The organism is Nocardia sp. NBC_01730, from assembly GCF_035920445.1.
In the GTDB taxonomy this organism is placed as follows: Bacteria; Actinomycetota; Actinomycetes; order Mycobacteriales; family Mycobacteriaceae; genus Nocardia.
Window position 1 is genome coordinate 2,744,719 of the sequence record NZ_CP109162.1, and the last position, 26,784, is coordinate 2,771,502.

The 26,784-nt window shown below is 67.1% G+C and carries 23 protein-coding genes, 3 pseudogenes and 1 other annotated feature; of the genes and pseudogenes, 13 read left to right on the top strand and 13 right to left on the bottom strand.

Features of this window, described 5'->3' with window-relative positions:
* The first annotated feature begins 28 nt into the window (after positions 1 to 28).
* Positions 29 to 1,024 carry a zinc-binding dehydrogenase gene (locus OHB12_RS10490; protein WP_327118509.1) on the top strand — a complete coding sequence of 332 codons (996 nt, stop codon included), beginning with the start codon at positions 29 to 31 and terminating at the stop codon, positions 1,022 to 1,024.
* A 107-nt stretch (positions 1,025 to 1,131) separates the two neighbouring features.
* On the opposite strand, the gene OHB12_RS10495 is transcribed toward OHB12_RS10490, so the two are convergent.
* On the bottom strand, positions 1,132 to 1,809 hold the full coding sequence (locus tag OHB12_RS10495; protein WP_327118511.1) for an O-methyltransferase: 678 nt from the start codon (positions 1,807 to 1,809) through the stop codon (positions 1,132 to 1,134).
* Positions 1,810 to 1,923: 114 nt separating this feature from the next.
* Between OHB12_RS10495 and OHB12_RS10500 the strand changes: the two genes are divergently transcribed.
* A complete protein-coding gene (locus OHB12_RS10500) occupies positions 1,924 to 2,772 on the top strand; it encodes an SGNH/GDSL hydrolase family protein (RefSeq protein WP_327118513.1) in 849 nt (282 codons plus the stop codon).
* Between the two features lie 65 nt (positions 2,773 to 2,837).
* Here the strand turns inward: OHB12_RS10500 and OHB12_RS10505 are convergent, their stop codons facing one another.
* Together OHB12_RS10505 and OHB12_RS10510 are read right to left on the bottom strand one after the other, a co-directional pair.
* On the bottom strand, positions 2,838 to 4,103 hold the full coding sequence (locus OHB12_RS10505) for an SPFH domain-containing protein (RefSeq protein ID WP_327118515.1): 1,266 nt from the start codon (positions 4,101 to 4,103) through the stop codon (positions 2,838 to 2,840).
* On the bottom strand, positions 4,103 to 4,534 hold the full coding sequence (locus OHB12_RS10510; RefSeq protein WP_327118517.1) for an NfeD family protein: 432 nt from the start codon (positions 4,532 to 4,534) through the stop codon (positions 4,103 to 4,105). Before OHB12_RS10510 ends, OHB12_RS10505 begins: the two co-directional genes overlap by 1 nt.
* Before the next feature lie 128 nt (positions 4,535 to 4,662).
* On the opposite strand from OHB12_RS10510, the gene OHB12_RS10515 reads away from it, so the two are divergent.
* Together OHB12_RS10515 and OHB12_RS10520 are read left to right on the top strand one after the other, a co-directional pair.
* Positions 4,663 to 5,487 (top strand): DUF3097 domain-containing protein, encoded by an 825-nt coding sequence (locus OHB12_RS10515; RefSeq protein ID WP_327118519.1) that lies wholly within the window; start codon positions 4,663 to 4,665, stop codon positions 5,485 to 5,487.
* A gap of 155 nt (positions 5,488 to 5,642) precedes the next feature.
* Positions 5,643 to 6,458, top strand: a complete 816-nt coding sequence (locus OHB12_RS10520; protein WP_327118521.1) for a hypothetical protein — start codon at positions 5,643 to 5,645, stop codon at positions 6,456 to 6,458.
* Positions 6,459 to 6,857: 399 nt separating this feature from the next.
* Here OHB12_RS10520 and OHB12_RS10525 read toward each other — a convergent pair whose 3' ends face one another.
* The 9 genes from OHB12_RS10525 to OHB12_RS10565 all read right to left on the bottom strand — a co-directional run bounded on the left by OHB12_RS10525 (position 6,858) and on the right by OHB12_RS10565 (position 16,078).
* Positions 6,858 to 7,301: a hypothetical protein gene (locus OHB12_RS10525; protein WP_327118523.1), complete on the bottom strand. Its 444-nt coding sequence runs from the start codon at positions 7,299 to 7,301 to the stop codon at positions 6,858 to 6,860.
* A gap of 74 nt (positions 7,302 to 7,375) precedes the next feature.
* Entirely contained in the window at positions 7,376 to 8,437 is a 1,062-nt protein-coding gene (locus tag OHB12_RS10530; protein WP_327118525.1) for a ferrochelatase, read from the bottom strand.
* A 22-nt stretch (positions 8,438 to 8,459) separates the two neighbouring features.
* Positions 8,460 to 9,296, bottom strand: coding sequence for an NADH-dependent enoyl-ACP reductase InhA (gene inhA / locus OHB12_RS10535; protein WP_327118527.1), 837 nt, complete (start codon positions 9,294 to 9,296; stop codon positions 8,460 to 8,462).
* A gap of 80 nt (positions 9,297 to 9,376) precedes the next feature.
* Complete coding sequence (fabG1, locus tag OHB12_RS10540; RefSeq protein ID WP_327118530.1) at positions 9,377 to 10,093, bottom strand: 3-oxoacyl-ACP reductase FabG1; 717 nt, start codon at positions 10,091 to 10,093, stop codon at positions 9,377 to 9,379.
* 79 nt (positions 10,094 to 10,172) lie between these two features.
* Positions 10,173 to 11,177, bottom strand: a complete 1,005-nt coding sequence (locus OHB12_RS10545; protein ID WP_327118532.1) for a VWA domain-containing protein — start codon at positions 11,175 to 11,177, stop codon at positions 10,173 to 10,175.
* On the bottom strand, positions 11,174 to 12,124 hold the full coding sequence (locus OHB12_RS10550; RefSeq protein WP_327120996.1) for a DUF58 domain-containing protein: 951 nt from the start codon (positions 12,122 to 12,124) through the stop codon (positions 11,174 to 11,176). The genes OHB12_RS10545 and OHB12_RS10550 overlap by 4 nt, the downstream gene beginning before the upstream one ends.
* 32 nt (positions 12,125 to 12,156) lie before the next feature.
* A complete protein-coding gene (locus OHB12_RS10555) occupies positions 12,157 to 13,362 on the bottom strand; it encodes an AAA family ATPase (protein ID WP_327118534.1) in 1,206 nt (401 codons plus the stop codon).
* A gap of 136 nt (positions 13,363 to 13,498) precedes the next feature.
* A complete protein-coding gene (locus tag OHB12_RS10560; protein ID WP_327118536.1) occupies positions 13,499 to 14,914 on the bottom strand; it encodes an NlpC/P60 family protein in 1,416 nt (471 codons plus the stop codon).
* Between the two features lie 567 nt (positions 14,915 to 15,481).
* The gene (locus OHB12_RS10565) at positions 15,482 to 16,078 is read right to left on the bottom strand and encodes an Rv1476 family membrane protein (RefSeq protein ID WP_327118538.1); all 597 of its coding nucleotides are present in this window, start codon (positions 16,076 to 16,078) and stop codon (positions 15,482 to 15,484) included.
* A gap of 285 nt (positions 16,079 to 16,363) precedes the next feature.
* Here OHB12_RS10565 and OHB12_RS10570 point away from each other — a divergent pair, with 285 nt between their 5' ends.
* From OHB12_RS10570 to OHB12_RS10590, 5 genes and pseudogenes are all read left to right on the top strand, one after another.
* The gene (locus tag OHB12_RS10570) at positions 16,364 to 19,243 is read left to right on the top strand and encodes an aconitate hydratase (protein WP_327118540.1); all 2,880 of its coding nucleotides are present in this window, start codon (positions 16,364 to 16,366) and stop codon (positions 19,241 to 19,243) included.
* Between the two features lie 144 nt (positions 19,244 to 19,387).
* Positions 19,388 to 19,954: a TetR/AcrR family transcriptional regulator gene (locus tag OHB12_RS10575; RefSeq protein WP_327118542.1), complete on the top strand. Its 567-nt coding sequence runs from the start codon at positions 19,388 to 19,390 to the stop codon at positions 19,952 to 19,954.
* 650 nt (positions 19,955 to 20,604) lie between these two features.
* Positions 20,605 to 20,733 (top strand) — a sequence feature (AL1L pseudoknot).
* Positions 20,710 to 21,114: an IS3 family transposase gene (locus tag OHB12_RS10580; protein WP_327118544.1), complete on the top strand. Its 405-nt coding sequence runs from the start codon at positions 20,710 to 20,712 to the stop codon at positions 21,112 to 21,114. It overlaps the preceding feature by 24 nt.
* Positions 21,115 to 21,235: 121 nt before the next feature.
* Positions 21,236 to 22,945, top strand: a complete 1,710-nt coding sequence (locus OHB12_RS10585) for an IS1634 family transposase (RefSeq protein ID WP_327115706.1) — start codon at positions 21,236 to 21,238, stop codon at positions 22,943 to 22,945.
* Between the two features lie 118 nt (positions 22,946 to 23,063).
* A pseudogene (locus OHB12_RS10590) lies at positions 23,064 to 23,249 on the top strand (DDE-type integrase/transposase/recombinase); the annotation flags it as partial.
* 4 nt (positions 23,250 to 23,253) lie between these two features.
* On the opposite strand, the gene OHB12_RS10595 reads toward OHB12_RS10590, so the two are convergent.
* Complete coding sequence (locus tag OHB12_RS10595) at positions 23,254 to 24,630, bottom strand: IS30 family transposase (RefSeq protein WP_327120998.1); 1,377 nt, start codon at positions 24,628 to 24,630, stop codon at positions 23,254 to 23,256.
* Between the two features lie 62 nt (positions 24,631 to 24,692).
* Here OHB12_RS10595 and OHB12_RS10600 point away from each other — a divergent pair.
* The 4 genes and pseudogenes from OHB12_RS10600 to OHB12_RS10615 all read left to right on the top strand — a co-directional run.
* A pseudogene (locus OHB12_RS10600) lies at positions 24,693 to 25,001 on the top strand (integrase core domain-containing protein); the annotation flags it as partial.
* Positions 25,002 to 25,033: 32 nt separating this feature from the next.
* Positions 25,034 to 25,639: pseudogene (locus OHB12_RS10605) on the top strand (cytochrome P450); the annotation flags it as partial.
* A gap of 13 nt (positions 25,640 to 25,652) precedes the next feature.
* Positions 25,653 to 25,859, top strand: a complete 207-nt coding sequence (locus tag OHB12_RS10610) for a hypothetical protein (RefSeq protein WP_327118546.1) — start codon at positions 25,653 to 25,655, stop codon at positions 25,857 to 25,859.
* A gap of 161 nt (positions 25,860 to 26,020) precedes the next feature.
* Positions 26,021 to 26,713: an integrase core domain-containing protein gene (locus OHB12_RS10615; protein WP_327118548.1), complete on the top strand. Its 693-nt coding sequence runs from the start codon at positions 26,021 to 26,023 to the stop codon at positions 26,711 to 26,713.
* Positions 26,714 to 26,784: the final 71 nt, after the last annotated feature.

Consider the following 26,784-nt stretch of genomic DNA (forward strand, 5'->3'; position numbering starts at 1 on the left):
GGCAACTGCATCACGAACAGGAGCCACCGTGTACGCCATTCGCCTCCATACCTTCGGCCCAGCGGAGAACCTCCGGTACGAAACCCTCCCTGACCCCGCGCCCGGCCCTGGGCAGGTACGCATCGCGGTGGCCGCCGCTGGAGTCCACCTGGTCGACACCACGCTGCGGAAGGGCCAGTCCGGACCGTTCCCCCTGCCGGAGCTGCCGACCATCCCCGGCCGCGAGGTCGCGGGCACCGTCGACCATGTCGGCGCCGATGTCGACCCGGGTTACCTCGGTGCACAGGTAGTTGCTCATCTCGGCGCGGTGCCCGGTGGTTACGCGGAGCTCGCCGTGACAGAAGTCGCTCGGCTACACGAGATTCCGGGGAACCTCGATCCGGCCGAGGCGGTGGCGATGATCGGCACCGGCCGTACCACCGCGGGCATCCTCCAGTTCACCGAACTGGGCCCCGACAGCGTCGCGGTGGTGACCGCGGCCGCGGGCGGAATCGGCACGCTGCTGGTGCAGTACGGCAAGAATGCCGGTGCGACGGTGATCGGGCTCGCCGGTGGGCCAGCGAAAGTCGATCAGGTCCGGCGCAACGGCGCCGATCTCGCCGTGGACTACCTGCGACCGGACTGGCCGGAGCGGGTTCGGGAGCGCATCGGCGACCGCGGCGCGAGCGTGCTGTTCGACTCGGTGGGCGGCGAGATCGCCCGCGCCGCCGTCGATCTGCTCGGCAAGGGCGGGCAGCACCTGATCTACGGCTGGTCCGGCCGGACATCGAATGAACAAGTGCCGCAGTCGCTCTCGGCCGACGAACTGGCCGCGCGAGGCATCACCTCCGACGTGGTGATCGGCCCGCCGATGCTCGCGCGCGCCGGCGGGGATCTGCGCGTACTGGAGGAGCGCGCGATGGCCGAGGCGGCTGCCGGTCGCCTGCGCCCAGCGGTGCACCGCTTTCCGCTCGACAAGGCCGCCGCCGCCCACCACGCGCTGGAGACGCGCGCGACAACCGGCAAGGTGGTCCTGATCCCATAGCCGAATCCGCCCGCGTCGACTTGTCGAGCCGGCCGACGACCTGCACGGCACCGGCAACCGGCCCGACAGGGCCCGCGAAGTGGCCGGATCTCCGCCGCAGGTTCTGCTCAGTCGCCGATCTCGCCGTTCACGACGGCGTAGGCGAAACCATCCCAGCCCTTGCTGCCGACGGTCTGAACCACGGTCGCGTCCAGGCTCGGTTCGGCGGCGAGCAGGTCGAGCAGGTCACGGCCGGCCTGGGCGTTCGGGTCATCGGACTGCTCCTCGGCGAGCGCGCCGCCGCGCACCACGTTGTCGACGACGATCACCGAACCGGGCCGGGTCAGGCGCAGCGCCCACAGCACATAGTTCGAGTTGTTCACCTTGTCCGCATCGATGAACACCAGGTCGAACGGCTCCGGGTCCTCCTCCGCGAGCACCGGCAGGTTGTCGAGCGCTGCGCCGACGCGAATCTCCACCCGGTCGCCGACACCGGCCCGATCGAGGTTCGCGCGAGCGACCTCGGCGTGCTGGGCCGCGAACTCGAGGGTGACCACCCGCCCTTTCGGGCCGACCGCTCGGGCGAACCAGATCGTGCTGTATCCACCGAGCGTGCCGATTTCCAGCACCTGCCGCGCCCGGACCGTCCTGGCGAGCAGATGCAGGAACTTCCCCTGCGCCGGTGACACGTCGATCGGAGGCAGCCCCGCCGCCTTGTTCGCCCCCAACGCCGCTTCGGAGTCCTCATCCACCACCAGTGTGTCCACGATGTAGCGGTCCACGTCGGCCCATCCGGGTGTCGTCATACCTGGAAGTCTGCCACTCGATTCCGCCCGCCGGGGATCAGCTTCCCGGGTAACCTGCCGATCACAGGACGTACGTGTCGCACCATCGAGCCGACGAACGGACAGGAACACGAGATGGCGAATCTTCGGCGCGTCACAACCATCACCGCCAGCCTGCTCGCCTTGGTCGCCGTCGCCGTCGCCGCCCCGACCAGTGCGGTGCCCACCGAAGGGGCCGAGTACGTCGCGCTCGGCGATTCCGGCGCGGCCACCACCGGCGTACGCAATTTCGACGCATCGGCCCCGCTGCGGTGCATCCGCTCGACTGCCGACACGCCGAAGCTGGTCGCCCAGGATCTGGGCCTGCGGCTGGACGACCGCACCTGTAGCTCTGCCCGCATCCCGGACCTCACCACCTCGCAGGGGCCGGGCATCGCGCCCCAGTTCGACGCCCTCGGCCCGAACACGCGACTGGTGACGGTGCACATCGGGGCGAACGACGCCCTGATGGCGGAGCACATCATCGCCTGCCACGCGACCGGAGTCCTCGGCCGTGCGTGTGCCGGTCCCAGCTGGGACGCCGACATCGACGGTATCGCGGCGTCGTATTCGACTGCATTGCGGCAGATCTCGACCCTCGCCCCGAATGCGAAGGTCTTCGTCGACGGCTGGCCGCTCTACATCCGTGACGGCGGTTGCCCCGAGGTGGTCGGCTTGCGCCCGTCCGACGCCGTCCATGTGCAGGCCGCATTCGACCGCCTCAACACTGTGGTGGCCCGCGGCGCCGCCGCCAACGGCGCCACCTACGTCGACACCCGCACCGCCTCGGAGGGCCACGACATGTGCGCCCCCGTCGGCGTCCGCTGGTTCGACCCCGTCCTCGCCACCGAAACCCTCCTTCCCTATCACCCCACCCCACAGGGCATGCGCGGCGTCGCCGACGTGATCGTTGCGGCGGTCCGCGCCTCCGGAAAACTCGGCTAGCGAATTTCGCGACAGCCGACGACATCGCCCCGGACTCCAGCGGAATCCGGGGCGATGTGGGTGCACTACTTCGACAAGTTCTCCGGGGGCTGCCAGGGGCGGCCGTGCGGATCGTCGGGGCGATGAGCAGGAGGCTGCTGTTGCGACGGCTGTTGTGGCGGGAAGGCTTCCTGCGGGGGGATGACCGGCTGATGCGGGGAGGGCTGGTAACCCGGCGTCGGTGGTGTCGGCGTCATGCCCTCGACCGGAGTACGTGCCGTGGCCTCGGCGGCACGGACGGCGCGCTCGATGGTCGGGTCGGGCGCGGTGTCGAACCAGTCCGCGACGTCGGAGTCGTCCTCGGGCTTGACTTCCGAGCCGTCGGTCGCGCGCGGTTCATAGCGGAAGACACCGTCCTCACCCTGGGTGCCGAAACTCTTGGCGAACCCTTCGAGCGCCTTACCGAAGTCGCTGGGCACCAGCCACACCTTGTTGGCGTCACCGCGGGCGACCATCGGCAGCGTCTGCATGTATTGGTAGGCAAGCAGTTCCGGCGTGGGCTTGCCGGATTTGATGGCGGCGAAGACCTTTTCGATGGCCTTGGCCTGGCCCTGCGCCTGCAGGTAGGAGGCGGCTCGCTCACCCTGCGCGCGCAGGATCCGGCTCTGCCGTTCACCTTCGGCGGCCAGGATCGCCGACTGCTTGGCGCCTTCCGCGGACAGGATCTGCGCTTGCTTGGAACCCTCCGCCGTCTTGATCTGCGATTCGCGCGTGCCCTCCGCGGTGAGGATCATGGCGCGCTTCTCGCGGTCGGCCTTCATCTGCTTCTCCATCGACTCCTGGATCGACGGCGGCGGATCTATGCTCTTGAGCTCAACCCGCGCGACGCGCAGGCCCCAGCGGCCGGTCGCCTCGTCGAGCACGCCGCGCAGCTGGCCGTTGATCGAGTCGCGGGAGGTCAGCGTCTGCTCGAGCGTCATACCGCCGACCACGTTGCGCAGCGTGGTGACGGTCAGCTGCTCGACCGCGGCGATGTAGTTGCTGATCTCGTACACCGCCGCCTGGGGGCTGGTCACCTGGAAATAGACCACGGTGTCGATGTGCAGGGTCAGGTTGTCCTCGGTGATCACCGGCTGCGGCGGAAAGGACACCACCCGCTCGCGCAGGTCCACCTTGGCCCGGATCCGATCGGCGAACGGAACGAGGAACGTGAGCTGGCCGGATACGGTGCGCGAATAACGGCCGAGACGCTCGATGACCGCGGCTTCGGCCTGCGGCACCAGCGCGATCGACTTGAAGACCACCACCACGACCAAAAGGATGAGAACGGCGGCAACGATCAGTACAGCCATTACGGCCCCTTCCAGACGACGGCGGTCGCGCCGTCGATCTTCATGACATACACGGTCGTACCCGGCTCGTAGACCTCGTTCGTGTCCATCGGCCGGGCGGTCCACACCTCGCCGCCCAGCTTCACCTGACCGGAATGCGCCGCGACCTGTTCGAGCACAAGCGCCGTCTTACCAGGCAAGGCGTCCACATTCGTCGGAATCGGCGGCGGAGTACCGAAGCGCCGACGGATGTACGGGCGGACACCGAGGAACAGCACCGCCGAGATCACGGCGAACACAATGGCATCCACCACCAGCGAGGTGTCCGCCGCCGCGCTGACGCCCGCGGTGCCGAGCGCAGCGACGCCGAGCATCAGCAGCGTGAAGTCCCCGGTGAGCATTTCCGCCGCCGCGAGCAGGATGCCCGCGACCAGCCAAAAGATTGCGGCCACACCACCCACTGTAGTGCGCCGATCATGATCTCGGGTGAGGAAGGACCCGAGCGCGCGGCATCAATTCGCCGCGGGGACGCGCGGGCCGTGACACCGAAACTTACAGCGGCGGTGCTAGCTTGAGGCGGGTGAGCGCGCGCGACGGATATGGCGACATCTTCTCCGGACATCCTCGATCGAAAAAGCGGGCGGTGCCGACGGTGACTGCGGAACGCGACTTGGTCGTCGAGGACGCCGCCACCGGATTCTGCGGCGCCGTGGTCGGTTTCGACCGCAGCTACGACGGCGAGTTCGTGAAGCTGGAGGACGCCCGCGGCGTGGTTCGCCTGTTCGCGCTGCGTACGGCCGCGTTCCTCATCGATGGCGAGCCCGTGACGCTGGTCCGGCCCTCCGCCGCGCCGTCGAGCAAGCCGACCCGATCCGCCTCCGGTTCGACCAGGGTGGACGGCCTGCGGGCCAGGGTGGCCCGCGGTAGCCGGATCTGGGTGGAGGGCGTGCACGACGCCGCGCTGGTGGAGCGGGTGTGGGGCCACGATCTGCGAGTCGAGGGTGTGGTGGTCGAGCATCTGGAGGGCTTGGACAACCTGGCCGAGCGGCTGACGGAGTTCGAACCAGGTCCGGGACGCCGGGTCGGTGTACTGGTCGACCACCTGGTCACCGGGTCCAAGGAGACACAGCTGACCACCGGCCTCGGGCCGCACGTGCTGGTGACCGGACATCCGTTCATCGATGTGTGGCAGGCGGTGCTGCCCGCGGCCGTCGGAATCGCGCAATGGCCGCAGGTGCCCCGCGGCGAGGATTGGAAGACCGGCATCTGCACGCGCCTCGGCTGGGGCACCCCGCAGGACGGCTGGCGGCGGGTGTACGACGCCGTAACGTCCTTCCGCGATCTGGAAGCGCCCTTGCTCGGCGCGGTGGAACGCCTGATCGACTTCGTCACCGCACCGGATTAGGCCGAATCCCAGAAGGCAGGTGCGGCAGCCACGCCAGGAGATGCCGGTGCGGACGACGCGGCGGCCGCGGATGGTCCGCCCGTCACCGCGCGCAGCTCACGAATGCTCGCCGCACGGATGCCCGGGAGTAGCGCGAACCTTTATGCTCGATAATTATGTGCTCTCCAAGTGCGACGCTGACGGTGTGGGCCGGCTCTTGGCTGGCCGGCTGCAGTGCGCCCGACGACGTCTTGGCTGCCCTGCATGCATGGGCGCCGAGGCACACCATCGCGGCGGGTGACCCGGTCACCGGCGGCCGCACCGACCTGCCTTGGTCTTCACACGGCAATCTGCCGGGGAGCGGGGTCATGGCGCTGCTCAAAGTGATTCGCGAGACCATGGCGCGGCCCGGCGCACAGGTGCGGCTGGTGCTTCCGGTCCCCGGCGACGTACGCGGCCTGCCCGGGGGTACAGCGTTCGCCGCCGATGCGATCGACGCGGAGGAGGGCATGCTGATCGGCGTCCCCGGCGCCGACGGCACCGGCCTCATCCCACAGTGGGCCGACGACGACACCCTGCAGTGGACCGTCTACAGCACGCCCATCCCCTCGACACCGGGCTCCGACATGTCGCTCGGCGAGGCCGAATACGCGATGCGCGAAGCGGTCCGCGACGCCGCCGACGCGCTGATGAAACTCCACACCACCTCCGTCGGCGCGGCCGACTCCGATCCGCGCGAGCTCATCGAGGCCGAACTCGCCGACTACTCCCGACACGACTACCCGGGCTCGATCCCCTTGCGCGCCAGGCGGATTCTGGATACCGCCGACCATGTCGCGGCCATCCTCACGGTGGCGCAGCGGGAGCCGGCCGCCTCACCCACCTCCGCCAGCGCGATCGGCGCGCAAGAATCGCTACTGCGCCCGCTCTGGGACGCGATCCGCGCGGCGCGGCTGGTCGCGGTGCACGCGTCGGCACGCAGCAACCACTGAACCCGCGCCGATCTGGTTGAACAGGCCGAACGGCGATCTTCCCAGCGGGCGGTGTGACATGCGCATTTCCCGTCGTGGCGCGCTGCGGCCCTCATCGCCGTACTGATCGGTCTCGGCCCGTTCGCCCCGGCCTCCGCGATCGTGGGCGGCACCGAGGCGGCGACGGTGGATTACCCGCGGCTTGCCGCCATCGGCCTTCGACCCACGGACGATGCTCTGCGCGGGCTCCCCCGACGCCGACACCGCTCGATACGACAGTGGTGGGCCTCTTCCCGTCGATGGCCGCCTCGCGGCCCTCACATCCTGAGGCAAGGGCACCGCCCGCCCCGACTTTCCCGGCGTCTACATCCGGCTACCTAGCGCGGGCTTCTGACCGAGCGGCGCCGCACACAGGATGAGCTACTGCTGCGGCGGGTAGGGCGGTTGGTACTGCTGCTGCTGCTGGTGCTGGTACTGCTGCTGCTGCGGTTGGTACTGCTGCGGCTGCGGCGGGTAGGGCTGCTGATACTGCGGTGGCGCCCCGAAACCCTGCTGGGCCTGCTGATCCTGCTGAGGTGGATACGGCTGCTGATACTGCGGCGGCTGCGATTGCGGGTACTGCTGTGGCGCATATGGCTGCGGCCGATTCGAGTTGTTCCTCTTGCTCAACCAGATCGCGAGCCCGATGCCGACGACCACGACTCCGATGCAGAGGACGCCGACCCAGATCGAACCGCCGCTGCCGCTGCTGCGACCGCGCCGCCTGGCCTCGGTCGAATCCAGTGCCACGGTCCACACACTCGTGTCGGACCAGGCATGTGGATCGAGCACCGCGGCATTGGTCAGCACGTCGGCATAGGTCATCGAGAGTTACCCCCTAGGAAGTGGATTCAGCGATCGGTCTCAGGCGCAGTCGATGCTATCTCGCCTGATTCACGTCACTTCCCAGTTGTGGGACGGCGCGGTGGGGTGCAGCAACCGATGGCGCACGGGGTGCCGTCGGAGGTGCAGCCGTAACCCGGGACCTCGCCTAGCCCTCGGGGTTCGGCCTCGCCCAGGTACTCGGAGATCAGTTCGACGACCAGCTTCGCGAAACGGCGATCGGTGCCCGGCGTGGCGGCGCGGGCGAACGCCATGCCGAGTTCGGCTGCCTTCTGCGCGGCCTCGTTGTCGAGATCCCAGATGACCTCGAGGTGGTCGGAGACGAAGCCGACCGGGCAGACGACGACCGCCTCGACATCCTTGGCCGCAAGGTCGTCGAGGTGGTCGACGATGTCAGGCTCCAGCCACGGCACCTGCGGTGGGCCGGACCTGGACTGCCACACTAGGTCGTAGTCGGTGAAACCGGTTGCGGCGGCGCACAATCGCGCGGCGTCGGCGACCTGACGGCTGTACAGGCGGCCACCGTCGGCGGGCGGGCCCGCGGTGGCGTCGGCCGACACCGGAATGGAGTGCGCGGTGAACACCAGTCGCGCGCCCGCACGGCGCTCGACCGGAAGGCGATCGCACGCCGCGCGAATCGCGTCGGCGAATGCCTCGATCAGCAGTGGATGGTCGAAATACTGGCGCAGTTTCACCAGTTCCGGCGCGCCCGCGCCGAAAGCCGTACGTGCCCTTGCGATGTCCTCGTGGTACTGCAGGCAGCCGGAGTAACCGCCCCACGCCGAGGTCGGGAACACCAGCGCCGAGCCGACACCGTCGGCGGCCATCCGCGCGACGGTGTCCTCCACCATGGGATCCCAGTTCCGGTTACCGAAGTAGACCGGCAGATCGATACCCGCCGTGGATAATTCGGTCTCGACCGCAGCGATGATGTCGCGGTTGAGCGCGTTGATCGGCGAGACGCCGCCGAAATGCCGGTAGTGTTCGGCGACCTCTTCGAGGCGTTCGCGCGGCACTCCCCTACCCCGGGTGACGTTCTCCAGGAACGGCATCACGTCCTCGGGGCGCTCCGGGCCGCCGAAGGACAGCAGCAGCAGCGCGTCGGCAGCACGAACCACAGCGCCTCCTCCCGAATCCGGCTCAGTTGATCGACATGTTCTCCGGGAACCAGGTGTTGTGGCTGGCGCCGCCGTCGACGTAGATGATCGAGCCCGTGGTGCCGGGCAGCCAGTCCGACAGCAGCGCGACGATCGACTTCGCCACCACCGTCGGGTCGTCGACGTCCCAGCCGATCGGCGACGCGCCGTCCCAGTAGGTGTTGAGCTGGTTCAGCTTGGCGGCGTCGTCGGTCGCGGTGCCCGCGATCGCCTTGGCGGCCAGTGTCTTGATCGGGCCCGCGGCGATCAGGTTCGAGCGGATCTTCTTGGCCGTGCCCACTTCCCGTGCCACGTACCGGTTCACCGACTCCAGCGCCGCCTTCGCCACGCCCATCCAGTTGTAGAACGGCATCGCGGTGCGCGGATCGAAGTCCATGCCGACGATCGAGCCGCCCTCGTTCATCACCGGGAGCACCGCGCGCGACAGCGACGCGTAGCTCCATGCCGAGATCTCGAACGCCTTGGCGGCGTCCGGGCCGGGGCCATCGAGGAACGGACGCGCCTCCGGCCCCATCAGGGTTCGCGGCGCGAACGCGATCGAGTGCAGCAGCCCGTCGAGCCCTTCCGGCGCCAGCTCACGCACCTTGTCGGCGAGCGCGGCGAGGTCCTCCTCGCTGGTGACGTCGAGCCCGATCGCAGGCGGAACCTCCTGCGGCAGTCGCTTGGCAATCCGGTCGATCAGCCGCAGCCGCTCCGGGATACCGGTGATGATCACCTTCGCGCCCTGCTCCTGCGCCACCGCCGCCGCGTGGAACGCGATCGACGAATCGGTGATGATGCCGGTGACCAGAATGGTCTTGCCTTCGAGCAGTCCGCCCATGAGTTCTCGGTTCTCCTGAAGTCGAATGTCTGAGTTACTTGCGGCCCGAAGATGTCGGCACCGCGTGGCCTTCGGTCAGCTCAGTGGCCCATGCCCATACCGCCGTCGACCGGAATCACGGCGCCGGAGACATAGGCCGAGTCCTCGGAGGCCAGGAAGCTCACCACGGCCGCAACGTCTTCCGGCTGACCGAGCCGCTGCAGGGGAATGAACTGCTTCGCCATATCGCGGTACTTCTCGTCCAGTTCCGCAGTCATGTCCGTCTCGATGAACCCCGGCGCGACGACGTTGGCGGTGATCGACCGCGAGCCGAGTTCACGGGTGATCGAGCGCGCCATACCGATCACGCCCGCCTTGGAGGCGGCGTAGTTGATCTGGCCTGGCCCGCCACCCATACCGACCACCGAGCCCAGGAAGATCAGACGGCCCCAGCGCGCCCGCAACATCGCTCGGTTGGCCCGCTTGGCTACCCGGAACGCACCGGTCAGATTGGCGTCGATAACCCGGGTGAACTGCTCCTCGGTCATCCGCATGAGCAGGGTGTCGTCGGTGATGCCCGCGTTGGCCACCAGCACCTCGACCGGGCCTTGGTGCTGCTCCACCTCGGTGAACGCACGATCCACCGACTCACTGTCGGTCACATCGCATTTCACACCGAACAGCCCGTCCGGCACCCCCGAACCACGATGCGTGACGGCCACCTTGTGACCGTCGGCAAGCAGACGCTGCGCGACCGCGAGACCGATGCCGCGGTTACCACCGGTCACCAGGACCGACCGGGACGTGATGTTCGACATGAAGACCAACCTATCTGTTCGGGTTCGTGCGCCGCGCCCGGGCTCCACACCTTCGTGTGCTGCCACAGTCGCGTCCGCGCTACGGCAGGCGTTGACGATAGAGCAAGCCGGTCACAACACCGGCGGAGACGAGCAACATGCCGAGCAGCAGCCAGGGCCTGCTGGCGTCGCCCCTGGTCATCTCATAGCCGATCTGCTGTTCGAGGGTGTCGTACACGGCGGTCAGCTCGGCGAGGCTGGAGGCGGTGTAGAAGTCGCCGCCGGAGAGCTTGGCGATCTCACGCAGCGAATCATTGTCGACGGGCACCTTCACCCGCTGCGTCCCCTTGCCGTCCTGGTCGGGGATCTCCACCGATCCCCACTCGGTGCCGAACGAAATGGTCGACACCGGAACGCCTTTGCTCTTGGCCAGCCGCGCGGCGGTGAAACCGTGGCGGGGGTTGTCGACGTCTTTGTCGTCGGGCACAGTCTGCTTGCCGTCGGACATCAGCACGATCCGCGCCGGCGGCGGCGTCTCCGCGCCGCCGAGCACGGTGGCCAGTGTCTCGATCGACTGCAGAGCGGTGAGAATGCCCTCACCGGTGGCGGTGCGCTCGGCGAGCTTGATGTTGTCGATGGCCGCCTTGACCGATTCCCGGTTCACGGTCGGCGGCACCATCACCGACGCGGTGCCCGCGAAGGTGACGAAGCCGAGGTTGATACCGGGGGTCAGGCCGTCGACGAACTCCTTGCCCGCCTTCTGCGCCACCTGCAGCCTGCTCGGCGGCACGTCGGTGGCCTCCATGGACAGCGAGACGTCCATCACCAACATGACGGTCGCGCGGTTGCGCGGCACCTTCTTCACCGCCGTAGGCCCGGCCGCGGCGACGGTGAGGAACACCAGGCCGACCAGCATGAGCGCGACAGCCACGTGCCGAAATGGGCTCGGCCGCGAGGGCGCGACCTTCTCCAGCAGCTCCATGTTGGTGAACTTCAACATGTGCTTGTGCCTGCTTCGCTGCACCAGGATGTAGCCGAGCGCGATCAGTGCGACGACTGCCAGGAATCCGAGCCAGAGCTGTGCGGTGAAATGCGAAATACTCACTGGCGTGGCACCCGCCCGGTCGGGGCGCCGAAGCTGTGGCGCCGGGTGGACACGAACCGGACCACGTCGGCGATCCAGTCCCGATCGGTTTGCAGGGTGAGCACCGGGGCGCCACAGCCGCGCAGGGCCTGTTCGACCTGCTGGCGGTGGCGCTGGGCGGCAGCCGCGAAATCGGCGCGCAGCGTGGGGGTCACGCTGAACTCGCGGGTGCGCCCGGTCTCCGGATCGTGCAGCACGACATCGCCCATATCGGGCAGTGACAGGTCGCGCGGGTCGAGCACCTCGACCGCGAGCAGATCGTGCCTGGCGGAGATGGCGCGCAGCGAGCGCTGCCAGTCGATGTCACCGAGAAAGTCGCTGACGATCACCGCGAGCCCGCGTTTGCGCTGCGGGCGGCGCAGCGACTCGATGCCGCCGCGCAGGTCACCGCGCACGCCGTCACGCGCGTGCCGCGTGGTCGCGATGCTGCGCAGCATCGACTGGGCATGGACCCGCCCGCTGCGCGCGGGAATGCGGACCAACTGCTCGCCCGTCGCGACGACCGCACCGATCCGGTTGCCGCCGCCGCTGGTCAGATAGGTGATGGCGGCCGCGGCGGCGATCGCGAGATCACGCTTCTGGCAGGCGGCGGTACCGAAGTCGAGGCTGGCCGACAGGTCGACCACCATCCAGGTTTCCAGCTCCCGGTCGGCGATCATCTGCCGCACGTGCGGATGGGTGGTGCGGGCGGTGACCGACCAATCCATCTGGCGCACATCGTCACCCGGCTGGTAGGTACGCGCCTCTCCCGGCTCGGAGCCGGGCCCCGGGATGAGACCGAGGTGGTCGCCGTGCAGCACGCCGTCGAGTCTGCGGCGCACGGTGAGCTCAAGGGTCTTCAGCGCGACCGACAGCCGCGGATCGGTCAGCTCCCCCGATCGAAACGATGGCGGTGCGTGCGACGACATCGGCACTGGGGCAACCGGATCCGATGCCGACGTCACTTCGACGGGAAGTTGCCGGCGGGCTGGGACTGCTGCCCGTTCGGCGGGTGCGGCACGGCCTGCTGCTGCGGCGAGGGCGACGGTGGGATCTGCTGCTGCGGAGGCTGCTGCGACGGAGCGGCCGGAGCCAGCGGCGCGGCCGGCGCACCCGGAGCGACGGCCTGCGGCGCGACCTGCGGCAGGCCGACGGTCTGCAGCACACGCTTGATGACGTCCTCCGGGCTGATCTCGTCGGCGAGCGCGTCGTAGGACAGCACAAGCCGGTGGCGCAGCACGTCCGGGATCACTTCGACGACATCTTGCGGCACGACGTAATCGCGGCCGCGGATCAGCGCGACGGCGCGGGCCGCGGCGATGATGCCGAGGCTGGCGCGCGGTGAGGCGCCGTAGGAGATCCAGTTGGCCACGTCCTGCATGCCGAAGTCGGCGGGCTTGCGGGTCGCCGCGATCACCCGGACCACGTAGTCGACCAGCGCGTGGTGCACGAAGGTGTTGGCCGCGACCTTCTGCAGGCGGATCAGGTCCTCCGGCTGCAGGATCCGGCCTGCCTCCGGTGGGGTGACGCCCATCCGGTAGATGATCTCGCGCTCCTCCTCCACGGAGGGGTAGTCGACGACGACCTTGAACAGGAAGCGGTCGCGCTGCGCCTCCGGCAGCGGATACACGCCCTCGCTCTCGATCGGGTTCTGGGTCGCCATCACCAGGAACGGATCAGGCATCGGGTAGGTCTTGCCGCCGATCGACAAGTGCCGTTCTGCCATCACCTCGAGCAGCGCCGACTGCACCTTGGCGGGTGCGCGGTTGATCTCGTCGGCGAGTACGAAGTTCGCGACGACCGGGCCGAGCTCGGTATCGAATTCCTCGCGGCCCTGCCGGTAGATACGGGTACCGATGAGGTCGGTGGGCACCAGGTCGGGCGTGAACTGCACGCGGGCGAACGAACCGCCGACCACCTTCGCGAACGTTTCCACCGCAAGCGTCTTCGCGATACCCGGCACGCCCTCGAGCAGGACGTGGCCACGCGCGAGCACGCCGACGAGCAACCGCTCGACCAGACGATCCTGGCCCACGATCACCCGCTTGACCTCGTAGATCGCCTTCTCCAGGGTCTGGACGTCACGCTCGAGGGTGCTGGGCGCGGAGGCAGGCGCGTCTTTCGCCAAATTCGCCCCACTCACACCGTCCGTCGAAGTCACCAACATCCCCGCTTTCGCCTTGGTCCTGTGCGTGCTGCCACAACTATTCCAGGTAATGGCCGCCTGTGCCGCACCCGGACCCGACATGAACGGAATTCGACGATTTCCGCCAGCCCGCTCGACACCCGGAATGTCTGATATGTCAGGAGGCGACACGGACCGCGTACGGCATGATGCCGCCTTCGCGGACCGCGGACACCTTGACCACGTCGCCGGACTGCGGCGCCTCGACCATTTTCCCGTTACCGAGATATAGAGCCACGTGCTGGCTGCCGTTCGGCCCCCAGAACAGCATGTCCCCACGTTCGCGCTGCCCCACCGGCACCCGCGTGCCCGCGTTGTACTGATAGCCGCTGTAGTGCGGCAACGAGACCCCGATGCCCGCGAAGGCGTAGACCATCAGCCCCGAGCAGTCGAAGCCCACCTTGTTGTAGTCGCCGTGATTGTCGGCGACGCCGCCGTCGCGGATACCCAGTGTCGGTCCGTCCTCGTCGCCGCCGCCCCAGGCGTAGGTGACGCCCAGCTGCGACATGGCCCGATCGACCACGATCTCGATCGCCGCGGAACCGCCGACCGAGGGCATGGTCGCCCGCGGGGAACTCCGCCGCGGCGGCGTGTCCTCGATCTGGGTGTGCGGACGCTTGCCTGCACCGAGCTGGGCGGCGCGGTCGCGGGCGGCCTGGTCGGCAGCGGCGCGAGCGGCGGCAGCGGCGGCGGCCGCACGCACCGCGGATTCCTCCGCCGTGCGCTGCGCGTCCCAGGCCAGGAACGCGTCGCGCTGGTCCCGCAGACCCGCCACGTTCTGCCGCGCCAGACCGAGCCGTCCCTGCGCGTCCTGGCGCCGGCGGAGCAGGTCGTCGCGCTGCGCGGCCTGTTGGTCGAGCTCCGCCTTGGCGGCGGCGACCGCGTTCTGCGCGTCGGTCTTCCTCGCCTCGGCGGTAGCCGCGGCCGCGTCGGCGGCGGACTTCGCCTGGCGCGCGCCGGAGTTCTTGTTGCCCTGATCGATCTGCGCGCGGCGCAGGCTGTCGAGCACCTGCCGCTGGTTCTTCGAGACCAAGTTCAGCAGCTCGGCTTGATCGAGCGCGCGTGCCGGGGTGGCGGCCGCGAGGTAGGTGACCATCGACTCGGAGGCCGGCCGGGTGTACGCCTGGGCGGCGAACTGGTCGAAGTTGCGCCGCGCCTGACCGACTCGCGTTCCTGCGGTAGCCAATTCGCGCTGGGTGTCGGCGACCACAACGGCGGCCGCGTCGGCCGCGGTGCGCGCGGTCTGCAAGTCGACCAGTGCCTTGTTGACATCTTCGCGCTTTCGCGCGACCGCGTCGTCGAGTTGCCGCAGCTCCTGGTCGACTGCGGCGACCTGGTTGATCAAAGTGCTCACCTCGGTGATCCCCGCGTCGACCCGCGCTCCGGCCTCGGCGATCTGGCTGTCGCTTGGATTCGGCGGCGGTGGCGGCACTGCGGCGGCCGGCCCTGTGGCGACCAGCACGGAAACCGCGGCCAGCAATCCAATGGCGACCCACAACGGGCGCCGTTGGGCGAACTCGCCGTTATTGTGCATCGCACCTCCCAAGGACCGGATTCCAGCAATGCCTCATGAGCATCAGCGGAACCATGACGCACGGTGGCCGACAGATGGCCTCTGGAAACACTTATTCCCCAGCAGTAACCATTCGAACCGTACGACACTCGAGTCACTGAGAAAACTCCCGCAACAGAACTACATACGCGTAATTTTATCTTTGCCAAGAATTTGCCACATGGCGCTTAGGCTTCTCGAGGTAGGACAAACCAGACGTTCAGAAAATTAACTGACAGGAAACCAGCGTCTGGGTAGGCGCCGAGTCGCACCGGCAGGATCGATAGGGGGCACCCGGCTGCCATCGCACGATCCGGCGCTGCCGGAGCCGGCCCGCCGAAGCGATCGGCGGTACCTGTGCGATTCCGGTGCAACCGATGAGGGCGGGCGCTCGCGGACGGCCATTCAGCCGGACGCGCAGGACCGCTACCGATCGGGGACATACCGCACGACAAAGGTCGGATCGGCTACAGAACCGGACCCGTCGACGGTCGTCGTCCGGCGACGGTAATCAGTCGGCTGAACACCGACACACGAACGGCCTCCGCGCTAGATCGCCTGAATGTCGGGCGCCGCGTCCTCCCGCAGCCGCAGGTCGCTGGAACTCCGCACGAGCGTGCCCTCGCTCCGCCGCGCCCGCCTGGCCTTGATCCCGTACAGCGCGCCGATGGCGGCCAGTGTCCCGACCAGCAGCACGGAGGTGATGGCGGTCCACGACACGGATTCCGGGGCCTCCAGACGGCCGACGAAGATAGTGGCAGCCTCCGAACTCTTACCGTGCGTCTCCTTCGAGGCGTCCTCGGCCCATTCCAGCCGCACACGACTCACCGAGTCGCTGTACGTGCCGACCCAGTCGTCGCTCAAAACGACGACGGTGCCGTGCTGTGTCTTGCCCACCTCGGTGGCCAGGTCACGTAGGCTCGAGTCGTGGCCTGGATTGCCGGGAACTACCACGATGCTCAGCGGGATTCCGTGAGATCGCGCATCCGCGGCGATGGCCGCCAACTCCGACTTGTCCTTGCCGGTGAGGGTCGCGACGTGGTCGTCAGCCAGATCGACGTTGAGCGAGCTCACGGTATCGGCGCTGATATTCGGCGGCAGTTCGGCGGCCACAGGGGTGAAAACCGAGGTGTGCGGGGCGGTCATCTTCCATCCGGTTTGTCGAGCCGCATCGGCATCCGAAGCGACGGGCATCCAACACTGCAGGGTCGAGCGAGGTCCCCCTTGCTGGCTCGAAAGCACAGTACGCGACGGAGTGTCGCAGCACCCACGTGCGGCACGCCCAGCGGCCCCCAGGTGCTTCACAGGACAAGCGTACTGTTAAGGTCGTAGCGCGAGGAACCCGGCGCCTCCGGCGCGGGAACACCTCCGAAGACTCGGTCGCCGGCACAGCCCCGCCGGCGGCCACCCGCACAGACGAGTGGAGCTGACGTGACGACAAGTATCGATACTTTCGGCGCCAAGGGCACCCTCGAGGTCGGAAGCAACTCCTACGAGATCTTCCGCCTCTCCGCCGTGCCCGGCACCGAGAAACTCCCCTACGCACTGAAGGTCCTCGCGGAAAACCTGCTCCGCACCGAGGACGGCGCCAACATCACCGCCGATCACATTCGCGCCATCGCGCAGTGGGATCCGTCGGCCGAGCCGAACACCGAGATCCAGTTCACCCCCGCACGCGTCATCATGCAGGACTTCACCGGCGTGCCGTGCATCGTCGACCTGGCGACCATGCGCGAGGCCGTCGCCACCCTCGGCGGCGACCCGGACAAGGTGAACCCGCTCGCCCCCGCCGAGATGGTCATCGACCACTCGGTCATCATCGACGTATTCGGTCGCGCCGACGCCTTCGAGCGCAACGTCGACATCGAATACCAGCGCAACGGTGAGCGCTACCAGTTCCTGCGCTGGGGCCAGACCGCGTTCGACGACTTCAAGGTCGTTCCGCCGAGCACCGGCATCGTGCACCAGGTCAACATCGAGCACCTGGCCCGTGTCGTCATGGTCCGCGACCGCCCGGAGAAGGCGGCCGCGGGTGTAACCACGCAGGGCCCCCGCTCGGGTGGCAATGTCATCCGCCAGGCCTACCCCGACACCTGCGTCGGCACCGACTCGCACACCACGATGGTCAACGGCCTCGGCGTCCTGGGTTGGGGTGTCGGCGGCATCGAGGCCGAGGCGGCCATGCTCGGCCAGCCCGTCTCGATGCTGATCCCGCGCGTGGTCGGCTTCAAGCTGACCGGTGAGATCAACCCGGGCGTGACCGCGACCGACGTCGTGCTCACCGTCACGGACATGCTGCGCAAGCACGGCGTGGTCGGCAAGTTCGTCGAGTTCTACGGCAAGGGCGTCGCCGAGGTGCCGCTGGCCAACCGCGCCACTCTGGGCAATATGAGTCCCGAGTTCGGTTCCACCGCGGCGATCTTCCCGATCGATGAGGTCACCGTCGAGTACCTGCGCCTGACCGGTCGCTCCGACGAGCAGGTCGCGCTGGTCGAGGCCTACGCCAAGGAGCAGGGCCTCTGGCACGACGCCGACAAGGAGCCCGCCTACTCCGAGTACCTGGAGCTGGACCTGAGCACCGTGGTGCCGTCCATCGCGGGTCCGAAGCGCCCGCAGGACCGAATCCTGTTGTCGGAATCCAAGACCGCCTTCCGCAAGGACATCCACAACTACACCGACGACGCGGTCACCGGCCCGGCCGCCGCCACACCGCACACGCACCTGGACGAGGCCATCGAGGAGTCTTTCCCGGCCAGCGATCCGGCAGTGCTGTCCTTCGCCGACGACGACGCCGTGCTGGCGTCGGCCGCGAACGGCGCCGAGGGCCGTCCGTCCAAGCCCGTCAAGGTGCAGACCGAGGAGTACGGCGACTTCGTGCTCGACCACGGCGCGGTCGTGGTCGCCTCGATCACCTCCTGCACCAACACCTCCAACCCGTCGGTCATGCTCGGCGCCGCCCTGCTCGCCCGCAACGCGGTGGACAAGGGCCTCACCCGTAAGCCGTGGGTCAAGACCTCCATGGCGCCGGGTTCGCAGGTCGTCAACGGCTACTACGAGAAGGCGGGCCTCTGGCCCTACCTGGACAAGCTCGGCTTCAACCTGGTCGCCTTCGGCTGCGCCACCTGCATCGGCAACACCGGCCCGCTGCCGGAGGAGATCTCCAAGGCGGTCAACGACAACGACCTCACGGTTACCGCGGTGCTGTCCGGCAACCGCAATTTCGAAGGCCGCATCTCCCCCGATGTGAAGATGAACTACCTGGCCTCCCCACCGCTGGTGATCGCCTACGCGCTCGCGGGCACCATGGACTTCGACTTCGACCACGATGCCCTCGGCCAAGACAAGGACGGCAACGACGTCTTCCTGAAGGACCTCTGGCCGTCACCGCAGGAGATCCAGGACACCATCGACCGGGTCATCAGCCGCGACATGTTCCTCGAGGACTACAAGGACGTCTTCAAGGGCGACGAGCGCTGGCGCAGCCTGCCCACCCCGGAAGGTAAGACCTTCGAGTGGGCCGAGGAGTCCACCTACGTGCGTAAGCCCCCGTACTTCGAGGGCATGCCGCAGACCCCGGAGCAGGTTACCGACATCAAGGGTGCCCGCGTGCTCGCGCTGCTGGGGGACTCGGTCACCACCGACCACATCTCCCCCGCGGGCAACATCAAGCCGGGCACCCCGGCCGCGCAGTACCTGGAGGCCAACGGCGTCGACCGCAAGGACTACAACTCCTACGGTTCCCGGCGCGGTAACCATGAGGTGATGATCCGCGGCACCTTCGCCAACATTCGGCTGCGCAACCAGTTGCTCGACGACGTCTCGGGTGGCTACACCCGTGACTTCACCCAGGAGGGCGGCCCGCAGGCGTTCATCTACGACGCCGCGCAGAACTACCAGGCCGCGGGCATCCCGCTGGTCGTGCTCGGCGGCAAGGAGTACGGCTCGGGATCCTCGCGTGACTGGGCCGCCAAAGGCACACGCTTGCTCGGTGTGAAGGCCGTCATCACGGAGTCCTTCGAGCGCATCCACCGCTCCAACCTCATCGGCATGGGCGTCGTCCCGCTGCAATTCCCCGCGGGCGAGTCGGCCGCGTCGCTGAAGCTCGACGGTACCGAGACCTTCGACATCGAGGGCATCACCCGGCTGAACGAGGGCGTCACCCCGAAGACCATGAAGGTCACCGCTACCAAGGAGAACGGTGACAAGATCATCTTCGACGCGGTGGTCCGGATCGACACCCCTGGTGAGGCCGATTACTACCGCAACGGCGGCATTCTGCAGTACGTACTGCGCAATATGATCCGCGGCTGAGCTGTTTCGCTGACCGTCCGCCGTCGGTTCGCGCCGAGGGCGGACGGCAGAAGCCGCCGTAGAGGGTCCGCGCACCGCTTCCGTGGTGCGCGGACCTCTCCACATTCCGCTTCGCGCCGCCCCGCTTCGTTCGGAGGAGCCCTCATGCCCAAGGTCAGTGACGATCACCTCGCCGCCCGGCGCAGCCAGATTCTGGACGGAGCACGCCGATGCTTCGCCGAATACGGCTACGAGGGCGCCACCGTGCGCCGTCTGGAGGAGGAGATCGGGCTATCGCGGGGCGCCATCTTCCACCATTTCCGCGACAAGGACGCGTTGTTCCTCGCCCTCGCCCAAGAGGACGCCGAACGCATGGCCGATGTCGCAGCCAACCAGGGCATCGTGCAGGTGATGCGCGATATGCTCGCCCATCCCGAGCAGTTCAACTGGCTCGGAACACGTTTGGAGATCGCACGGCGGCTGCGCACCGATGCGGAGTTCCGCGCGGGCTGGACCCAGCGCTCCGCCGAACTCACCACCGCTACGCTGGCCCGTTTGGAGCGCCGCAAGGCCGCGGGGGCACTGCGCGACGACGTCCCCACCGACGTCCTGCTCGGCTACCTCGATCTCGTCCTGGACGGCCTGATCGCCCGGATTGCCTCCGGCCACACCAACGAGAACCTCACCGCCGTGCTGGATCTCGTCGAGGCCTCGGTCCGGCGCAAGCACTGAACTCCCCCGCCTCTCCGGATCTTCAGACCGTACAAGTAGGAGCCGCCGGATTCGCGTTCAGGTCCTGCGTTGGGTGCCGCTCGGGTTTTGGGCGTTCCCGGTGAGTTACCAATGTGCCCCCTAAAAGCATATCCGCCGGTCACGGGGCCGACAGTACCGTGTGTTCTGTGGCCAATTGTCATCTAGTCGTCAAGAATCCGGCCGACGTGTTTGTAGGGCAGTGCTGATTGACGCGGTGTGTTGGTTTCGCCTGGTCGGGCCGGGCCCGCGAAAAGGGGCGGGTGTGGGGGTAAGACGGGACCATGGGTCCGGCCCGTGCGGGAGTGCCCGAACCCAAACCCCCGACATTGATGATGATCTTGCGTCCCGTCGCTGGTCGTGACTGTGCCCCTGACTGACGCCCTGCTGGGTTGTCTTCGACCTGCTCTGTCCGGCTGGTGGCGGGGCGCGCGTTTGCAGCATCGCCCTGGACAGGGCTGGCATGGCTTAATCAGGAGCCTGGCAGTTCCTCGTTAATGTCTTGTCTGCCTGCCCTGCCCGGGTGTCGCGATCCGTCGCAGCGGAAAGGGCACCATTATCTTGACAGAATCAACTCCGGTCGTCGGGGTCCGAGATCTCAAGCAGACCAACGAGATCCTGAAGCTGGCGTCGGCTTTTTTCGCGCGGGAGCTCGACCCGCGACACCGCTGATCGTCGGATTCATCGACGAATATCGCCAGGTCTACGGCGTCGAGTCGATCTGCCATGCACTGTCGGTGCACGGAGTTCAGATCGCGCCCAGGACCTACCGTAAGGCCCGCCGCCGACCCGCGTCGGCGCGTGACATCGCCGACGCCGCCGTCGAGAACACGTTACGTGGGCTCGACGGCGCACCCGAGCAGCTCTACGGACGCCGGAAGATGACGCGCTGGCTGCGTCGTCAGGGCCATGACGTGGCGTTCTGCACCGTGGACCGAATCATGCGCGAACTGGGGCTCAACGGTGTTGTCAGAGGCCGGCGACATCGGACCACGATCCCCGCCAAAGACGGGATACGCGCCCGTGACAGGCTCAACCGCGACTTCACCGCTACCGCGCCGAACCAGGTATGGGTGGCCGATTTCACCTACGTCTCGACCTGGACACCCGCGTTCCGCGTAATTCGGGGGTTGTGGAGGTAGTGGCTTGGCGTATCAGCTGGTCGGCGGGTCGGAGTGGAGAGGATTCCCTGATTCTGCCTAGAGACGCGATTCTTGTTGTTTCAGTGGATTGTTCTGCTGTTTTGTCGTAGCGTCTGGAGTCATGTACGTGAAGACGACCAAGCGGGACAACAAGTCCGGCACGGTCAGGTATCTGCATCTGGCCCACAACGTGTGGGATCCGGTGAAGGGGCGGGCGACTCCGAAGGTGCTGTTTACCTTCGGCCGTGAGGACGAACTTGACCGTGACGCGGTGAAACGGCTGGTCGGGTCGTTGTCGCGGCTGCTCGAGCCGGGCGAGGGCCTGGCCGCCACAGCGGAGGGTGCGGGGTTGGAGTTCGTGTCCTCCAGGGCGTTCGGCGGGGCGTATGTGCTCGATCATCTATGGCGGCGGCTGGGCATAGATACCATCGTGTCCCGGCTCGGGCAGCCGCGCCGCGGCCGGCCCCGGGACGTGAGCGCGACCGAGAGGGTTTTGTTCGGGCTGGTCGCCAACCGGGCGCTGGCGCCGTCGTCGAAACTGGCTGCCGCGGACTGGATCAACCACGACGTGCACATCGACAGACTGGCACAGACCAGCGACGATGCCTGTTATCGGGCGATGGACTGGCTGCACTCGGTGCGCGAGGAGTTGGAGAAGCAGGTGTTCGACCGGGTCGCGACCCTGCTCAACCTGGAGGTAGACCTGCTGTTTTTCGATACCACCTCAACATATTTCGAGCTCGCCGACGCCGACGACCCGATCGCCCGTGATGAGCGCGGCACCCCGATCCCCGGCAGCGAGACCACCGATGCGGCCGAGGGCGGGTTCCGTACCTACGGCAAGAGCAAGGACTCCCGTGACGACCTGCCGCAGATCGTGATCGGCATGGCCGTGACCCGTGACGGGATCCCGGTGCGCGCCTGGTGCTGGCCGGGCAACGCGTCGGATCAGGCGCTGATCCGGCAGGTCAAAGACGACATGCGGGACTGGACACTGGCCAAGATCGTGTGGGTCACCGACCGCGGCTTCTCCTCCGCGGAAAACCGCCGCTACCTGCGCTCGGGCGATCACCACTACATCATCGGCGAGAAGATGCGGTCGGGCTCCGAAGAAGTCAAGGCAGCGATGTCGCGCCAAGGCCGCTACCTCGAGATCGCCGAGAACATGCGCGTCAAGGAAGTCCGCATCAGCGAGTCGGAACGGTTCGTGATCTGCCACAACCCCGAGGCCGCCGACCGTGACAAGCACATGCGTGAACAGCTCGTCGCCCAGCTGGGCGAGCTGATCGACGGCTCGGACACCCTGTCGGACTTCAAACGCGGCGAGTTGCGCGGCAAGATCTCAGCCAAGCCCGGACTGACCCGCTTCCTGCGCGTCACCCCGAGCGGGAAGCTGCGCATCGACGCCGCGAAGGTCAAGGCCGAAGCCAACTTCGACGGCAAGTACCTGCTGCGCTGCAGCGACCCGAAACTGTCTGCCGAAGACATCGCCCTGGGATACAAGCAGCTCCTCGAAGTCGAACGCGGCTGGCGCGACATGAAACAGGTCCTCGACCTGCGACCGGTCTACCACCGCCTCGAGGAACGCATCCGCGCCCACGTCATCCTCTGCTGGCTCGCGCTGCTGCTCATCCGCATCACCGAAACCACCACCGGCACAACCTGGTTCAATGCCCGCCGCGAACTCGACCGCCTCCACGTCGGCACCTTCACCGGCCCCACCGGCACCTTCCGCCGAACCACCGAACCCACCAAGCCCCAACGCGACCTACTCGCCAAGCTCGACATCCCTGCACCCAAGCAGATCATCGAACTCACCCCAACCCCCTGACCAGCACCGACACCCACGCCTAGAGACACGGTCTCCCGGCGCACTCACCCATGTCCACGCAGTTCAGGACCCAAATCGCGGCTCCAGGCGACCAGAATTACGCGGAATGCGGGGGACAGGGTGGGCGTATGTGGCGTTCGTTTTCGACGCCTACTCCCGTGCGATCGTCGGCTGGAACGTCTCGGCGTCGAAAACCACACCGCTGGTGTCCAAAGCAGTCAACATGGCCGTATGGCGGCGAGATTACTACGGGCATCCCGTCGAGCCCGGACTGATACATCATTCCGACGCGGGGTCTCAAGGCGAATTCAACTGGTCGACGCAACGTTTCGTTGTTGAAGCGATTGTAGATGCTGTTCCATCGCCTCGGCCGGAGTACGCCATCCAAGGACCTTCCGCGGTCGCGTGTTGAGTGCGTGAGCGACTGCAGCCAAGTCGCGCTTACTCCAACGCGACAGGTCAGTGCCTTTCGGAAAGTACTGGCGCAGAAGGCCATTCGTGTTCTCATTGGTCCCGCGCTGCCATGGGCTATGCGGATCGGCGAAGAATACCGCGACACCGGTCTTGGTCGTCAACGCCGCGTGCGCGGACAGCTCCTTCCCCCGATCCCAGGTCAGCGACTTCACCATCTGCGCAGGCAGTTTCCCGATCGCTGCCGCGAGAGCCTTGTTCATCGAGGCCGCCCCGTAACCGCTGAGCGCGGGACCGTTCTTCACCGGCGCACTGGTGCCCCATCCTCGTTCGCGGGGCAAGTGAACCAGCATCGTGAATCGAGTGCTCCGATCGACGAGGGTGGCAATAGCCGACCGTTCGGTGCCGATGATGAGGTCACCTTCCCAGTGCCCGGCGACCGCGCGATCGTCGGCTTCGGCGGGACGTTCGCTGATCAACACATCTGGGGTGACGTGCGCCCAGGCCACACGTTTTGAGCGGGCCCGAGGCATCCGCAACGCGCGCCCGGTCCGCAAGTTCAAGATCAGTTCACGGCTGAGCCCACCACGACCTTCAATATATAGCGCCTGGTAGATGGCTTCGTGGCTGATCCGCATCGACTCATCATCAGGGAAGTCGATGCGCAGCCGCTTGGCGATCTGCTCAGGACTCCACGCCTGCACCCAGTGCCGGTCGGCGCGATGGGGCTTGTTGCGGCCGGTCCAGGCTCGCGTCATCGGGCCTTTGACGGTGTTGCCGCGCTCGTCGGTGATCGGTGCCGCCAGGCGCGCCTGGACGTAGTTGCGAAGTCGCGGGTTATCCACGAGTTTCGCGGTCTTGGGTCGGCGGGCGAACAGTTCGGTTTTCCACTGCGCCACCGACGCGCGGTAATGCAGTTTCCCGCCCCGAGTGGCGGCGTTGCGCCGCAACTCACGCGAAATCGTCGATGGACTGCGGCCGAGCACACGCGCGATCTGGCGTACGCCGTTGCCTTGGGCTTTGAGCAGCGCGATCTCCTCGCGTTCGGCGAAAGATAGGTAGCGGCCGCCAGGACGAGGCCACGAGTACGGTGACATCCCGCCAGCATCTCGGAACCATCGACTGCCCTTGACAGGCGATACCCCTACTGCGACACCAGCTTCCGCCGGAAGCAGGCCCTCGGCGACCTTGTCCCAGAACAGTCGCTCTACTGAACGCTGCATCCCGGGAGCGCCCGGCGACCGCATCAGCGCTCGCCCGGTGACCTCCCGCATCCAGTCCGATGGCCTTCCCATAACACCCTCCGTGACCTCGGGTGTTGCGTCCACCGGTTGAGCCTGAGCAATATGTATCGGTGAACTTCACTGAATCCCTTGCACTCCAAGGTATTTCACCATCGATCGGATCGGTCGGAGATGCCTACGACAATGCACTCGCCGAAACGATCATCGGCCTGTTCAAGACCGAGGTCGTGCGCCGGCACGGCCCATTCAAGACAATATCCGATGTCGAGTACGCGCTGATGGAATGGTGCGACTGGTACAACAACGCCCGCCTGCATTCCCGGCTCGACTACCTCACCCCAGCCGAGTACGAGGCCGCCTACTACGCTCAACTATCGCCACGCCGACCGGCGCTGGTCTGAAACTGAAGCCGGTCCCTTACCCGTGACGGTTCAAACAAGCGCATCCCGGCAACGATGCCACTACACGGCTGCTCACCCACCCCCATCAGCTCGACGAGACCGAAGTACTCGCCCAGCTGATGAGTTTCTACGGCGCGGGCGGAGAAGCCCAGTTCAACCTGATCACCAACACCGTTCTGCTGATGCTGACCGATGAACGGTTCGGTGGGGGCCTGGTCAGCGGCAGCCTGTCGAGCAGAGACGCGCTCGACGAGGTGTTGTTCCACGACCCGCCGATGGCGAACTTCTGCACCACCTACCCCCGCACCCCCGTCCTCACCGGCATGACTTGGCTGCCGGCGCATCAGCCGGTGCTGATCAGCCTCGCCGCCGCCAACACCGACCCCACCATCGTTTCCGGCGACCACACCGGCAACCGTTCCCACCTCGCCTGGAGCGTCGGCCGACACGCCTGCCCGGCCCGCACCATCGCCTACCTGATCGTCCAAGACGCGATCGACCAGCTCCTGGACGCGCTCCCGGATATGGAACTCGCCGCCACGCGAGCGGACCTGGTGTGGCGTCCGGGACCGTTCCACCGGGCCCTGACCGCGCTACCGGTCACTTTCCGCCCGTCGCCGCCCGTGAACATCTCCTGACACCCGGATGATCGTGAGTTCGCTTGCCATGCACCAGTTCATCACCCTCTATGCGGCACGCCCCCACCGGATCGGGTCGCCCTCCGACACCACCGTTGCCGGTCGGGGTATCGACGTGCCGCCCGGCCAGGCCGATGAGTGCGCCATCGATCCGGAATTCGGTTCCCTGGATGCAGCACTACGTGCCCCACAGCGGCAGTGTCCGGCGGCCGTCCAGTGACGGCCAGCATCGGTGCCGCTCGGCTCCAGCACGAGTGAGCGGCCCGGCTGTGCCCAATGATCGCTCGCTGCGCTCACTCAAGACTCGACTCCTGTCGGCGTCACCGCATCGCCCGTGCTCGAAGGCAGGACCGTCTGTCGCTGAATGCTGACGGCTACGAGGTGTCGACTTCGACGGCGCAGCGGGCCCTGCGGCGGCGCGGGTTGCTGTTGCCGCGAGGCTATCGCGCCGACCGGAAATCATGGGCGATGTTGCGGCGCAGGGTGTTCCGCGATCCACCAACGCAACGCAACCGAGTGTGGCAAACGGATTTCAGCGAATTCGAAACCACCGGCGGCGGCATCTGGCGGATCTGCGCGGTCATCGACTACGCCACAAAATACTGCCTGGCCATCACGGTTACTCCGACCGCTCGCGGCGCCGACGCGCTGGCCTGCTTACAGCTTGCCGTCACCGAGGCCGAGCGGGTGCTCGGATTAGCCGATTTACGGACTGACCGTGGGCTGGCCGAGGTCATCGGTCCGGCCGGCGAGGTGCTCGGCATGGCACCGGCGCCGATCGCGGTGGTGTCGGACAACGGCCCCTGCTTCCGCGGCGAGGTATTCAAGACCGCGTTCGCAGGAGCGGATCCGCTCCTGCGGCACGTCCGCACCCGGGTCCGGGCGCCACAGACCAACGGTGTGATCGAGCGGTTCTTCGGCACCCTGAAATACGAGCACCTGTTCCGTGGTGTGATCGCCGACGGCGATGCCCTGGATATGGAGGTTCACCGCTTCCGGAGCATCTACGACACGATCAGGCCGCACCAGGCGATCGACGATCGAGTACCCAGCGCAGCCTTTAACCAACTGTGACCAGCGGAAAACCGCTCGATAAGCGGCATAGGACATTCGCAGCGTTCGGGTATGACTACCCGCCTGCTGAC